The organism is Luteolibacter luteus (genome assembly GCF_012913485.1).
Lineage (GTDB): Bacteria > Verrucomicrobiota > Verrucomicrobiia > Verrucomicrobiales > Akkermansiaceae > Haloferula > Haloferula lutea.
Genome location: NZ_CP051774.1, coordinates 2,816,324 through 2,829,015, shown reverse-complemented (window position 1 = coordinate 2,829,015; position 12,692 = coordinate 2,816,324). Strand labels below are relative to the sequence as shown.

The 12,692-nt window shown below is 61.9% G+C and carries 8 protein-coding genes; 1 reads left to right on the top strand and 7 read right to left on the bottom strand.

All coding sequences use genetic code 11. From position 1 onward, the window contains the following. Positions 1-2: 2 nt before the first annotated feature. The 7 genes from HHL09_RS11820 to HHL09_RS11790 all read right to left on the bottom strand — a co-directional run bounded on the left by HHL09_RS11820 (position 3) and on the right by HHL09_RS11790 (position 11,997). Positions 3-1,400 carry a 3' terminal RNA ribose 2'-O-methyltransferase Hen1 gene (locus HHL09_RS11820; RefSeq protein ID WP_169454842.1) on the bottom strand — a complete coding sequence of 466 codons (1,398 nt, stop codon included), beginning with the start codon at positions 1,398-1,400 and terminating at the stop codon, positions 3-5. Between the two features lie 75 nt (positions 1,401-1,475). Continuing rightward, entirely contained in the window at positions 1,476-3,002 is a 1,527-nt protein-coding gene (locus tag HHL09_RS11815) for a family 43 glycosylhydrolase (RefSeq protein WP_169454841.1), read from the bottom strand. Between the two features lie 37 nt (positions 3,003-3,039). After that, a complete protein-coding gene (locus HHL09_RS11810; protein ID WP_169454840.1) occupies positions 3,040-6,420 on the bottom strand; it encodes a DEAD/DEAH box helicase in 3,381 nt (1,126 codons plus the stop codon). Between the two features lie 11 nt (positions 6,421-6,431). Further along, on the bottom strand, positions 6,432-8,972 hold the full coding sequence (gene leuS / locus HHL09_RS11805; protein ID WP_169454839.1) for a leucine--tRNA ligase: 2,541 nt from the start codon (positions 8,970-8,972) through the stop codon (positions 6,432-6,434). Between the two features lie 115 nt (positions 8,973-9,087). Then, positions 9,088-10,905: an ankyrin repeat domain-containing protein gene (locus HHL09_RS11800; protein WP_169454838.1), complete on the bottom strand. Its 1,818-nt coding sequence runs from the start codon at positions 10,903-10,905 to the stop codon at positions 9,088-9,090. A gap of 57 nt (positions 10,906-10,962) precedes the next feature. Then, complete coding sequence (locus tag HHL09_RS11795; protein WP_169454837.1) at positions 10,963-11,424, bottom strand: thioredoxin family protein; 462 nt, start codon at positions 11,422-11,424, stop codon at positions 10,963-10,965. Between the two features lie 114 nt (positions 11,425-11,538). Beyond that, positions 11,539-11,997: a thioredoxin family protein gene (locus tag HHL09_RS11790; RefSeq protein ID WP_169454836.1), complete on the bottom strand. Its 459-nt coding sequence runs from the start codon at positions 11,995-11,997 to the stop codon at positions 11,539-11,541. A 79-nt stretch (positions 11,998-12,076) separates the two neighbouring features. On the opposite strand from HHL09_RS11790, the gene rdgB reads away from it, so the two are divergent. Then, a complete protein-coding gene (gene rdgB / locus HHL09_RS11785) occupies positions 12,077-12,673 on the top strand; it encodes an RdgB/HAM1 family non-canonical purine NTP pyrophosphatase (RefSeq protein WP_169454835.1) in 597 nt (198 codons plus the stop codon). Positions 12,674-12,692 lie beyond the last annotated feature (19 nt).

Genomic DNA, 12,692 nt, shown 5'->3' with positions numbered 1-12,692 from the left:
CGTTATCCTTTCCGGGTGAAAATCGCCATCTGGCTCGGAGCGCCATGAGCGGCATCCTCTTCGCCGAGCCCTTCATAAGTCACCTCATAGCCGTGCGCACCCGCGACACGGTCCGCCCATTCGCGGAACTCCGCCCGCGTCCACTCGAAGCGATGGTCCGTGTGCCGCAGTGTGCCCGGCTTCATCCCCTCGAACAGCACGTTGTATTCGCGGTTCGGCGTGGTCACCATCACATGGCGCGGAGCCGCCGCGGCGAAGACCACTTCCTCCAGCGCATCCAAGCGATCGCCATCGAGGTGCTCGATCACTTCGACCAGCGTCGCCACATCGTGCCCGTGGATCCGGCTGTCCCGATACACCAGCGAGCCGAGGAAGATCTCTGCACGAAGGCGTTGGAAGGGCGGGATCCGCTCCAAATGGTCATGCGCGATTTCCAATACATGGCTGGAAACATCCATGCCCACAATCTTCGGGATCTTCGTCTGCTTCAGGAGCCGGCAGATCAGCTTCCCCGAGCCACAACCCAGATCGACGACCGATTGCGGATGCAGTGCGGCGACCAATTCAGCCACGCGGTCCAAGCGGACATCGTGCAGTGAGATCTTCTTCTCCACCGCCGGTTCGGCGCCGGAGTCCGCGGGCTCTTCGCCATCATCCTCCGCTTCCTCGGGTTCCGGAGCCAGCCGTTCGAGGGCTTCGCGTGCGAGCCTCGTCTGATACTTCAGGTAGCGCCGTACGATCCACTCCTTCTCCGGATGATCGGGAAGCCATCCTTCTCCCTTTGCGAGCAGCTTCTCGATCTCATCGCGCCCCACCCAATAGTGCTTCGCGCGATCCAGCGCACCGATCAGTACGAAGAGATGCTTCAGCACCACGTGCAGCGGCTGCACCGTGCGCAGCACTAGCTCATGGAAGCAGCTTTCGCCCCACGACTCGAAGGCCGGGTCCAGCGCCAGCCTGCGCGTCGTCACCTGATATCCCAGCGGCTCGAAAAGCTTGTGAAGGATCGCGCCATCACCCGCGGGCACCACCGGCAGCTTCAGCTCCAGATCCAGCGGCTGATCCACCAGCTCCGGCCGCTTCGTGCAGCGACCGTTCAGGGCCGTGCCAAAGGCCCGCGAGATCGCCACGGAGAGAAAGGAAGACGCCGCATAGGGCCGGTCATTCACATACTGCCCCAGCGCCCAGCCCGCCTGCTTCGCATTCGCCGAGCGCACCAGGTCGATCGGATCCACCTCTACCAGCAGGTGCGCGGTACATTCCTCCGCCGTGGCCATGCTGTAGAAGACAAGACCTTTCCCAAATGCCAACTCGACCTCATGACCCCGTGCCGGATGCTTGTGCAGCAAGTGGCCGAGGTCCGTCGCGTCTGGCGTACGGTTGGTGATGGAAAGCAACACGGTGTCTCCTTGTCTAGCAGGCCTCTCAGGGATGCGGGCAAGCCTGCGAATGTGAAATTCCGGAGAAAACGCTCCTTACTTCGCGCCCGAAGGCAGCGGCTGCGGCGATGACGTCGGCCCGTGGATCTGCAGGATGTCCGGACCACCCGCCGGATCCGGCACGAAGCGCACGCGATCGATCGAAAGCGCGCGCGGCTCGGTCTCCTTCAGCGTGTGATGGCGGTGGTAGACGATGAAAATCTCCTTTCCGTCGGGAGACTCGGTGAAGCAATGGTGGGCCGTCCCGTGGGCATACTCGGTCGACTTCATCACCGGGTTTGCCTCGTATTTCTTCCACGGTCCCAGCGGACTGTCGGAGGTGGCATAGCCCACCGCGTAGTTCGGGTTCTCGAAGTGGCTGCCGGAGTAGGTCAGATAGTAGGTGCCCTTGTGCTTCAGGATCTCCGCGCCCTCAGTCACCGGTGCCTGGTGGCGTTCCCATGCCTGATCCGGCTTCACCATCAGCTTCAGTGTGGAAGCATCCACGCTCACCATGTCCTCATTGAGCTTGCCGCCCCAGATCTCGTTCCCTGCGCCGAAGGTCACGTAGTAGAAGTAACGCTGGCCGTCATCGTCCTCGAAGACATGACCGTCGATCCGGATGCTCTCCGGCAGCATCGCGGCCTCCTTCTCCTGCTTGAAGGGACCCATCGGCGATTTGGCCGTAGCCACGCACATCCGCTCGTCCGCAGCGTAGTAGAGATAGAAGGTGCCATCCTTCTCCACGATGTCCGGTGCCCAGAAGCGCGAGTCACCCCAGCTATCCTGATTCTTCAGCACGAAGCCCTCGTCCTTCCAGTTGACCAGGTTGTTCGAGGTGTAGAGGCGGATCCCCCGCGGCATCGTCGGGAAGTCCGGGCTGTAAGTCGTATAGGCGTAGTACTTCCCGTCCTTCTTCAGCACTACCGGATCCGCGCAACCGTTTTGCACCGGATTCGTGTAGCTGCTTGCCAGCGCCTCCGGGCGATACGCCTTGATCTCGAGATTGCGGAAGGAAGCCGCGCCATCCAGGGCCCGCAGGGCGAAGCCGCCTTTCGCGAAGGCAGCGTCCACGCCATCGAAGATCGGCCAGCTGTTCTCCGTGATCGGCTCGTCATCGACGAAGATCTTCGCATTGTCCCCCGCCACTTGCAGCCGCAGGTGATACCACTGCCGGGCCTTCACTTCGACAGGACGGACCGCGATGCCCCGCCACTTCGGATCGGTGGCACCCCACATCACGAGGTTGTCGCCCGCCTTCACGCCCGCGTAGTAGCCTTGAAAGCCATCGATCCCGCCGGCAAAGTCATCCGCGCGGAAAACCACACCCGCTTGGGCACCCGCGGACTCGGGACGCAACTCGACATCCAATTGGAAATCGCCGCCCTGAAGCCCGTTGATCACGGCCTTCGGGCCGGTTCCGCCATTCACCTTCAGCTCACCGCCTTGTGCCGACCACTCGCCGTCAAAGGTCTTCCAATCGTTGGAAGGAAAGCGCGAGAAATCAGCCTTGTAAGGCAGCGTGGGCGCCGCCGCCAGGAAACCGGCAGCCGCGAAGAAGAGAGAAGAGACGCGCAGGAGCATGCCGGACCCTGCGCCACATCGGGACCTGCGGCAAGCCTCACCCCAGCGGCTCCAGCAAATGCGACAGCGTTGCCGCATCGATCGTCAGCTTCGAGGTATCATCGGATAGCAGCGCCTCCACCAGCGCCGCCTTGTGCTTCTGCAGTTCCAGGATGCGCTCCTCGATGGTTCCGCGGCACACCAGCTTGTGAACGAAGACCGGCTTCATCTGCCCGATCCGGTGAGCACGGTCGGTCGCTTGATTCTCTGCCGCAGGATTCCACCACGGATCATAATGAATCACCGTATCCGCTGCCGTGAGATTGAGCCCCGTGCCACCCGCTTTCAGTGAAATGAGGAAGACCGGCACCTCGCCGCTTTGGAACTCCTTCACCATCGCCGCGCGATCCTTGGTCTGTCCCGTCAGCTTGAGATGGCGGATCCCCTCGCGCTCCAGATGCTCCTGGATCAGCCCCAGCATCGAGGTGAACTGTGAGAAAATTAGAATCCGCCGCCCGTCTTCCAGCAAGGTCGGCAGCAGCTCGTCCTTCAGGTATTCCAGCTTCGCCGACTCTACCACGCGCCTTGCCGCCTCCACCTTCAAGAGCTGCGGATGACAGCAGATCTGCCGCAGCTTCAGCAGCGCATCGAGCACGATGATGTGGGACTTCGCCAAGCCTCTCTCCTCGATCGCCTCGCGCACCCGCTTGTCCATCGAAGCGCGCACCGTCTCATAGAGATCCGTCTGCCGCTTGCTGAGCTCGATCCCGTGAATGATCTCCGTCTTCTCCGGCAGTTCCTTCGCCACCTCGTCCTTCGTGCGGCGCAGGATCAGCGGTCCGACTCTCTTCTTCAGTGCCGCTTGCGCATCTTGTGATCTCTCGCGCTCGATCGCCTTGCGCACCCGCGTGTTGAAGCTCTTCTCATCGCCGAGGAAGCCCGGCATCAGGAAGCGCATCAGGCCCCACAGCTCGCCCAGGTGATTCTCCATCGGCGTGCCGGAGAGGCACAGTCGGTGCGCCGCCTTCAACTTGCACGCATTCACTGCCACCGCCGCCTTCGGGTTCTTGATGTGCTGCGCCTCGTCCAGCACCACCAGATGCCACTCCTGCTGCGAGAGCAGCGCGAAGTCCCGGCTCAGCAACGGATAGGATGTGAAGACCACTGCCGCTTCCGGGATGCGGTCGATCGCCTCATGCCGCTGCGGCCCGTGCAGCATCACCACCGGCATGTCCGGCACGAACTTCGCCGCCTCTGCCGCCCAGTTCGGCACCACCGATGTCGGCGCGATCACCAGCGATGGCTTGCCCGGCTGCTTCGCATGCTCCGCCGCCAGATGGGCGAGAGTCTGTAGCGTTTTCCCCAGACCCATGTCGTCTGCCAGGATTCCGTTCAGGCCGTGCTCCGTGAGGAATTGCAGCCAGCGGAAACCCTGCTGCTGATACGGCCGCAGCTCCGCCTGCACCGTATCCGGCACTGCCAGCTCCGGCAGCGCCGTGATCTCGCGCAGGTTCTTCCCCAGCCGCGATAGCACGCGTGAGGTATCGGACGAATCGATCTCCAATCCATCCGCCACCGCAGCAGCCTCCATCCGGTCCAGCCGGATTGGTCCGCTCCCGGTCCTCCCTTGGAAAAGATGCCGCACCTGCTCGACGATCTCCATCAGCTCCTTCGCAGGAAAGCGGATGAAGCCATCCGCCGGATCCTCGCAGCGGATCGTGATGAACCCGGAAGTCGCAGCCTCGGTGGTGAAGCCACTCGCGATCGCCTCCGCAATCACCGGGATCAAGCTGAAGCGCTTGCCATCCAGCTCATAGGAAACATCGAAACGGAACCAATCGATCCCATGATCCGCGTCCGCCTCGATCTGTGGCAGGAACTCCACCACCTGCCGCGATCTCACCCCGGCATTGGCATCGGTTTCGATCACCCAGCCTTCCTGCTTCAGCTCTTCCAAGTACGGATGTTGTAGTATCTCGACCCATGCCGCCTCGTGCGTGGGAAAAGGCCGCGCCGCAATCACCGAGTGACGGGTCCTTGCATCCACCAGCTTCTTAGGGATTGATCTCAGCACCGGCACCAAGCCCACCGATGCCAGCCGTCCCTCCGCCGAGCGTTCCGCCTGGAGATCCCGTGGCCAGACAATCCTCTGTCCGTTCACGACAGCTGCGTGCTGCTGCGGATCGCCCTGCTCCAGCGGGTGAAGCCGCGGGCTATCGCCATAGGTGAAGCTCAGTTCGCCGAGGATCACCTCCTTCCGCTGCCAGGCATCGGCAAACACATGCCGGTGCACCCGCAAATGAGGCCGCGGCGAGACCGCCGGACGCTCCACGGTTTCCAAGGCAAGTGGCAGGGGCAGTGCAAGCGCAGGCATCGAGCCCAGCCGCCCGATCACATCCTTGACCCGCTCCGATGGGATCACGGGCCCGCGCAGCCACGCCGCCAGCACCGGCCCGGGCACCGGGCTTCTCAGTAGTCCGGTTAGCCCCTGCTCCAGATCCAGATAGCGGGGAGGCATGGTCGCCAGCAGGGAAAGCTCCGGGCCCACGCCGCTCACCACCGGCTTCGCCCCGCCATCAGGCTGGGATTCCCATGCCACGCTCACTGGCAGCGCTTCACCCGCCTTCAAGGCCTGATAGGCGGACGAGCCCCGGTAAGCATCGCCCGGCGTTCCAAAAAAGAGGCGGCCGGTCTTCAGCGCTCCATCTAACAGCTCGCTCCAGCCCAGCCCTTCCAGCGGCACCTCGTTCCATGTGCGGTGCCGGTGATGCCGCTGCCGGTAAAGCGTCACCAGCATCAGGTCATCACGCGTCATGTAGCGTGCCGGCTTCGCGGGATCCGCGCTGGCTTGGCCACCCAGAATGCGGATGGTGCCATCCTTCAGGCGGTTTCCCACCCGCAGGATGAACTCGAACTCATGCGGCGCCGTCTCCGGTGCCCGCTCGATGCAGTAGGCGAGGAAGCGCGTCTCCGCCGACTTCACCGCATCATTGGCATCATCCGGTGTCGCTGCCGCCTCGAGCTCCTCCAGCCAGCTCGCCAGACCAGGCTCCAGCGCGGTCTTGGAAACAGGAGGCGCGGGTGATGGCGGCGGCTCGGCAATCTTCGTCCGCAGCAGCTGTAGCAGCGCCACCGCGTGCTTGCAGTACGAACCCACCGGACAAGTGCACTCGCTCTCCACGGTCCAGAGTCCTCGCGATTCACGCAGGACTACCGACGTCTCGTAAGGTTTCCGCCGCGTCCCTTGGACCGAAGCGGTGACAATCAGTTCGCCCGCGCCTTCGATGTCGATCCACTCGACATCCCGGATGCTGCGTTCGTTCGCGTAGTCATTCCCACGCAGCCTCGTGATCCGGTCGAAGCGGCTGCCCCAGCCCTCCGTCGCGATCCACTCGTGCAGAGCGGGCCGCGCGGAGATAGCGGCTAGGGCATCCTCCATATCCGTGTGGATCAGTTGGCCACGATGTTCACCAGACGGCCGGGCACCACGATCACCTTGCGCACCGTCTTGCCATCGATCTGCTCCTTCACCTTCGCGGTGTTGAGAGCGGTCGATTCCACGGTCGCCTGGTCGGCGTCCTTCGCCACCACGATCTTGTCGCGCAGCTTGCCGTTGACCTGCACCACCAGCTCGATTTCATCGGTCACCAGTGCGGCTTCGTCATGCTTCGGCCACTCGCTGTCGGCCAGCATGGCGCTGCCACCCAGGCGCGCATGGATCTCTTCCGTCAGGTGCGGCGCGAAGGGGTTCAGCACGTGCAGCAGCGCGCGGAATTCATTCAGCGGCACCACCTCGGCAGAGGTGAAGGCATTCGTGCACACCATCATCTGCGAGATCGCCGTGTTGAAGGACATCTTCGCGATGTCATCGGTCACCTTCTTGATCGTCTCGTGCACCACCTTCAGCAGCGCCTTGTCGCTGCAGGGGACATCCTGGATCTTGGAAGAGTTCACCCACTCGCCGGCTTGGTTTTCCTCGAAGGCCACGCGCCACACGCGGGCCAGGAAGCGGGAAACTCCCTCCACGCCCTTCATGCTCCATGGCTTCACCTGCTCCAGCGGGCCCATGAACATCTCATACAGGCGCAGGGAATCCGCACCGTACTCGCGCACCACGTCGTCCGGATTCACCACGTTGCCGCGGGACTTGGACATCTTCTGGCCGTCTTCACCCAGGATCAGGCCCTGGTTTACCAGCTTTTGGAAAGGCTCGGTCGTCCGCACGTGGCCCAGGTCGAAGAGCACCTTGTGCCAGAAGCGCGCATACAGCAGGTGAAGTACGGCATGCTCCGTACCACCCACGTAGAGATCCACCATGCCCGGCTTGTCGCCACCGCCCCAGTAGGACTCGGCTTCGTTCGAGATGAAGCGGCCGCTGTTCCGCGGGTCGCAGTAGCGCAGGTAGTACCAGCAGGACCCTGCCCACTGCGGCATCGTGTTCGTCTCGCGGATCGAGCCATCGGGCAGCTCCACCCACTCGCGTGCCTTCGTCAGCAGCGGTTCTGGAGAGCCGCTCGGCTTATAGTCTTCCAGAGGCGGAGCCAGCAGCGGCAGCTCCGCATCCGGCACCGCGTAGTGGTTGCCATCCTTCCAGGTCAGCGGGAAAGGCTCACCCCAGTAGCGCTGGCGGGAGAACAACCAGTCGCGCAGCTTGAATTGCACGCGGCGCTTGCCCTTCGATCCGGACTCCAGCCAATCGATGATCTTTGCCTTCGCTTCAGCAGTCGGCAGTCCATCCAGGAAACCGGAGTTCACCGCCGTGCCCGGGTCCGTGTAGCCCTGCCAGTCCTGATCGCCGTTCGGCTGGACCACCTGCACGATCGGTAGATCAAACTTCTTCGCAAACTCGAAGTCTCGCTCGTCGTGCGCAGGTACTGCCATGATCGCTCCCGTGCCGTAGCCCATCATCACATAGTCCGCGATCCACACCGGGATCTTCTCGCCGTTCACCGGGTTCGTCGCATAGGCCCCCGTGAAAACACCGGACTTGTCCTTGTTCAGGTCGCCGCGCTCCAGGTCCGACTTCGCCGCGCAGGCCGCGATGTAAGCATCCACCGCCGCCTTTTGCTCCGCTGTCGTGATCTCCGTCACGTAGGGATGCTCCGGTGCCAGCACCATGTAGGTCGCACCGAACAAGGTGTCCGGACGCGTCGTGAAAACGGTCACCGTGTGGCCGTCCAATGGGAAATCTACTTCGGCCCCTTCGCTGCGGCCGATCCAGTTCTTCTGCAGCAGCTTGATCCCTTCCGGCCAATCCAGCGGGTCCAGCTCATCGATCAAGCGCTGGGCATACTTCGTGATCCGCAGCATCCACTGGCGCAGCGGACGGCGTTCCACGATGTGGCCCTTGCTGCGCCACTCCTCGACCTCCTCGTTCGCGAGAACGGTGCCGAGGTCCGGAGACCAGTTCACCGGTGCCTCGTGCACGAAGGCCAGCCGCACCGCATCGATCTGCTCGCGCGTCCAACCCTTCGCTTCCAGTTCCGCGACCGGCTTGGCCTTGCCTTCCTCCTCGTTGAAGTACGACGAATACAGTTGCAGGAAGATCCACTGGGTCCAGCGCACGTATTCCGGATCGGTCGTCGCGATCTCGCGGTCCCAATCGTAGCCGAAGCCAAGCGACTTCAACTGCCGCTTGAAGGTCGCGATGTTTTGCGTCGTCGTGATCGCCGGATGCTGGCCGGTCTTGATTGCATACTGCTCCGCCGGCAGGCCGAAGGAATCCCAGCCCATCGGATGCAGCACGTTGAATCCCTGGCGGCGCTTCGCCCGTCCGATGATGTCCGTGGCGGTGTAGCCCTCCGGGTGGCCCACATGCAGGCCGGAACCGGAAGGGTAGGGGAACATGTCGAGCACGTAGAACTTCGGCTTCGAGGCATCGAAGTCCGCATCGCCGGGATTCGGCGTGCGGAAGGTTTTCTCCGCATCCCAGCGCGCCTGCCAGGCGGGCTCGAATTCATCGAAGGGGAACGGCTTGCGTTTGTCGGACATGATCGTGGGAAACGTGGGAAAAGCTTTCATCACCGGGCTTCCGGGCCCCGGCGGGCCGCGGAACTTGCCGGAAGAGCCTAAGTTTGAAAAGGAAAACCCCGCCGGGGAGGCCTTGTCAGAGTTCCTGCAGCCCGAGTTTCCTCCATTCCCCCTTTGCGAGGTCTAGCCGATATCTCTCGCCTTGTTTTTCAAGGGTTTGCTCGCCGTCGGAAGCAGTCGTCCAGACCTTGCCACCGGTGACGAGGATCGTCCCTGCTTCTTCGAGGATCGCCTCATGGGAATGGATCCAGCCCGGACACTCCCCGGAGGTCGGCACGGTTTCGATTTCGCCACTGTCCACATGGAGAGCGAATACCGGAGTGTGGCCGGATTTTCGTTCGTGGAGATAACCTAGGTTCCCGATGATATAGATCTTCTCCCCCACCAGCGTGGCGCTATGAAAGTCCGTCTGCGGGAAAACCTCCTTGGGATAACCCAGAATCTCGAAGGTCCCCCTGCCATCATGGATGAATACATCGTTGTAGATGCAGAAATCCGGGTCGTAGTGATCCTCGTGCTCCCCTGCAATCTGGACGAAGCGTCCGTCCGGCAGCGGAGTGGTCGACATGCCGAAGCGATTGTGGCTCCAGACCGGGTCCTCACGTTCGCAGGAGGAATCTTCAAAGGTCGCCGCACCTTGATAGCCGGACCACCCGCAGCGTACCATGGCCTTCCAGAATGGCTGGTCCATGCGCTCCGGATTCGCCGTTCCGAAGCGTGGGAAACGCCCTGCCATATACTCAGCTTTGCTTGCGACCAAGTGTTCCTCATTGCCGAGGCCGATGAAGTTGCGGATCGCCTCTTCGCTGAACTCGCTGAGGCTGGCACCACGCTCCAGTATCGCTCGCACGAGCGCCGGATCAGACACACAATCCAAGACGTCCTTCCGCTCATCCGCGGTCCGGCCCCAAGACTGGTCCGTCTCCAGGAGGAGGCGGAAACTCTCTCCAGCGCTGGCTTCAGCGGCTTCACGCAGCGGTGTGTGGCCGAATTGGTCCTTCGCACTGATGGTGAAGCCTTGATCGATGAGCCACCGGAGCATCGCCGCGTCGTTGCGAGAGGCGGCATAGTGCGCCGCCGTATGGGCACAACGTCCTGTGGCCTCTGACTTCGCGCCTTTCGAGAGGAGCAGGGCAGCTTTTCCACTGTCACCGGCCTGCACGGAGAGAAGAAACGGCGTTCTTTCCCAGCAGTCCTTCTCTTCGAGGTCCGCGCCTTCTTCGATGAGCCTTGCAAGCTCTCCTTGATCGCCAATCGCTGCTGCCTTCAGCAGCGGCGTCCACTGGAGCGGCTCGGGATCGACGCCCCGTTCGAGAAATTCCTTGATCTCGTCAAATCGTCCCCTTGAAGAGAAGACACTCAGGACCGATTCTCCATATGACGTTCTTCCGTCAATTTTGGTGCCGGTATCCAGAAGGTGCCGGATCAGATCCATCCGTCCTCCGCAGGCAGCGGTGATCGCCAAGGTGTAGCCTTGGGTTGAGCGCGCTGCCGGATCCATCCCCGCTTGGAGCATCAGGTCGAGCTTCTCCAAGCTGATTTCTTTTCCCACCGCCGCCGCCATGGGAGGAACATCCGGCGTATAGTTCGCGGAGAAGGACTTCGCCATCTCCAGCATCTCCTTCATCTCTGGATCGGCTTCCTCGTCGCTGAACAAATCATCCAGATCCGCGAGCTTGGGCGCTTCCTGGGCTTTCTTGGCCGCATTCACGATTGCCCCCTTCTCGATCAGAAAGCGCACGATCTCGGGACCCGCTTGCGGGCTGATGCATGCCGCCATCAGGGGAGTTTGCCCCGACGCTTCATCCAATGTTTCCACGGACAGCCCGCCATCGATCAAGCGGCAGACTTCATCGAGATTTCCGTTGCGGATCGCGTCGTGGAGCTGATTCACCACCAGCCCCTATCAGGACTCATGATTGGGCACAAGGGGATGCTCCTGGAGGTCCTTTTACTTCTGGGCCGTCTGAGACTTGGCTAGGAGCTCCTTGATCGTCTTCACGTAGACCTCCGGGCCACCCTTCAGATAGCCGATGTCCTCGCTCAGTTTCTTGCCCTCGGCATCCAGCAGCAGCACCGTCGGGTAGCCTTCATTCAGATAGGCCTTCTTCAGCTCTGCATTTTGCGCCTTCAGCTCCGGAGACAGTTCCGTTTTCTTCGGGAAATCCGCTTCCATCAGGATCAGGTTCGCCGCGGCGTAGTCCTTGAAGGCCTGCTCAGAGAAGACCTCCTTGTGCAGCTTGATGCACCAGCCACACCAATCGGAGCCGGTTAGGTTGATCAGGATTGGCTTGTTCTCGGCCTTCGACTTGGCCTTGGCCTCGGCCCAATTGGTCATCCACCCCTCCGTGCCTGCTAAGGCACAGGAAACGGTGGCCACGAGAATGGCAGTCAAGCGAAGGAGCGCTTTCATGGAGGTTATGAATGCAGGATCTCGCCGATATTCCAAAAGAAAAACCCCGCCCGGATCGACTCCGGGCGGGGCGGCTGCCATGAACAACGCAGCGCTTTTGTGAAATCAAATCGCTCAATCCAGCTCGGTCTTGGCGAGCGCCTCGTCCAGATGCTTCAGGAAGAGGTCCGTCTTCGGGTATTCGGAGGCGAAGAAGCGGTTGAACTCCTTACCCTCGGAATTGAGCAGGATAACGGTCGGGAATCCCTCGATCTTGTACTTTTCCGCGTAAGGTTCGTTTTTCTTCTTCAGCGCTTCGTCGGCCTTCGGGAAATCGAGCTCCACTAGGATGAACTTCTTGCTGGCGGCATCGACGAACTCCTTCTTGGAGAACACCGCCTTGCGCATCGCGATGCACGGCGGGCACCAATCGGAGCCGGTGAATTCCACCAGGATCGATTTCTTCTCCTTCTTCGCCTGCTCCAGGGCTTTCTCCAGATCCGTGGACCAGCCCTCCAGTTCCTTGGAGAAGGCAGAGCTCACCATGGCGGCAGCTCCGACGGTAAAGGCGGCGAGGTAGGTGATGGCTTTCATTACGTGGTTATAGGCGTAGCACATCGGGCGAATATTTCAAAATTCTTGGCCCGGAAGCTCCCTCCAGCTACCCCGGGACATGCCTTCCGAGCTTCCCGTTCTGGTCATCGCCACCCGCAACGCGCACAAGACCCAAGAGATCCGGGAAATGATCGGGGATCGCTACAAGGTGCTCGATGTGAACGATTTTCCTGCCCTTCCCGCGGTCGATGAAACCGGCACCACCTTCCTTGAAAACGCCACGCTTAAAGCGGTCGCGATCAGCGGCGAAGTGACAGGACTGGTACTTTCCGATGATTCTGGCCTGGAGGTGGACGCCCTCGGAGGCGCTCCCGGAGTCTGGTCGAGCAGCTATGGCGGCGAAGAGGGGAATCACCCGAAGAACAACGCCCGCCTGATGGTGGAAATGGCCGGGAAATCCGATCGCGCCGCCCGCTTCCGCTGCACCATGGTGCTGGCAAAGGGCGGTCAGGTCCTCGCCGACTTCAGCGGGACCGTCGAAGGCCGCATCCTCGAGCAACCCTACGGTGCCGGCGGCTTCGGCTATGACCCGCTCTTCGCCCCGGAAGGCCACGACCGCAGCTTCGCGGAACTCGGAGCGGAAGTGAAAAACGCCCTCAGCCACCGCGGCCGTGCCTTGGCGCAGCTCGTGGAGTGGCTCGAAAAGACATCCTGACTTTCCAGCAGCGCGCGGC

Coding starts and splice junctions, on each gene's coding strand:
- HHL09_RS11815 (WP_169454841.1), bottom strand. CDS start 3,002: ATGCTCCTGCGCGTCTCTTCTCTCTTCTTCGCGGCTGCCGGTTTCCTG.
- HHL09_RS11810 (WP_169454840.1), bottom strand. CDS start 6,420: ATGGAGGATGCCCTAGCCGCTATCTCCGCGCGGCCCGCTCTGCACGAG.
- leuS (WP_169454839.1), bottom strand. CDS start 8,972: ATGTCCGACAAACGCAAGCCGTTCCCCTTCGATGAATTCGAGCCCGCC.
- HHL09_RS11795 (WP_169454837.1), bottom strand. CDS start 11,424: ATGAAAGCGCTCCTTCGCTTGACTGCCATTCTCGTGGCCACCGTTTCC.
- HHL09_RS11790 (WP_169454836.1), bottom strand. CDS start 11,997: ATGAAAGCCATCACCTACCTCGCCGCCTTTACCGTCGGAGCTGCCGCC.
- rdgB (WP_169454835.1), top strand. CDS start 12,077: ATGCCTTCCGAGCTTCCCGTTCTGGTCATCGCCACCCGCAACGCGCAC.